Origin of the sequence: Rhodocista pekingensis, assembly GCF_042665545.1 — a bacterium.
In the GTDB taxonomy this organism is placed as follows: domain Bacteria; phylum Pseudomonadota; class Alphaproteobacteria; order Azospirillales; family Azospirillaceae; genus Rhodocista; species Rhodocista pekingensis.
Window position 1 is genome coordinate 1 of the sequence record NZ_JBHTCM010000038.1, and the last position, 838, is coordinate 838.

The following is an 838-nucleotide window of genomic DNA, read 5'->3' on the forward strand; positions in this document are numbered from 1 at the left end:
TTCGCAGCGTGCTACGTCCTTCATCGCCTCTCAGTGCCAAGGCATCCACCAGATGCCCTTAATACGCTTGATCCTATGCGCCCACGCGCAGGGACAAGCCCACGCCCGGACACCACAGGACCACCTCAAGTCCCCGCCGCATATCCCGCACCCGAGGCTCCACACCTCCGGTTCCGGGACGGCAGGACGGATCGCTCCGGCGCCTGCCAACGGCATGGGACCCCTCGGTCACATGCACTACCCTCTTCACTTGTCCAAGACCCGGGCCCCCGGTCGGGACCCAACGCCATGCAGGCCACCCCAAGGGGCGGCACCGGCACGACGGATCGGTTGTCGCTTCTCTACGCGGATCATGCTGCCAGTGGCCGACACAAGAAGCTCCCCGGCGCCGCCTTCCCGGCGCGCCTGGAAACTTCCTCATCTCTGGTCATCTGGTGGAGCCTATCGGGATCGAACCGATGACCTCATGCTTGCAAAGCACGCGCTCTCCCAGCTGAGCTAAGGCCCCGGTCCCGGCATCCCTATCGGGCAGGCCCGGTATCTGGTGGGCCAGGCAAGATTTGAACTTGCGACCTCACGCTTATCAAGCGCGCGCTCTAACCAGCTGAGCTACTAGCCCGGAGCCCCGCCACACCGTCCGGAAAACCGGACGCCCGGCTGGGCTCTGATCCGCGAGAGAAGGGATGCGCCGGCGGCGAGCCGTCCGATCCGCCAGAACCAGGTCCTGGCAACCAGACACCCCGACATTCGGGGCGGGCGCTCGACTGAGCGGGCTCGTCCTTAGAAAGGAGGTGATCCAGCCGCAGGTTCCCCTACGGCTACCTTGTTACGACTTCAC

At 65.2% G+C, this 838-nt stretch carries 2 tRNA genes and 1 rRNA gene; all 3 read right to left on the bottom strand.

Annotated features, from left to right (window positions below):
* Positions 1 to 432: 432 nt before the first annotated feature.
* A tRNA-Ala gene (locus ACFQPS_RS20105) sits at positions 433 to 508 on the bottom strand.
* Positions 509 to 542: 34 nt separating this feature from the next.
* Positions 543 to 619, bottom strand: a tRNA-Ile gene (locus tag ACFQPS_RS20110).
* Between the two features lie 165 nt (positions 620 to 784).
* Positions 785 to 838 (bottom strand): 16S ribosomal RNA (locus tag ACFQPS_RS20115); the annotation flags it as partial.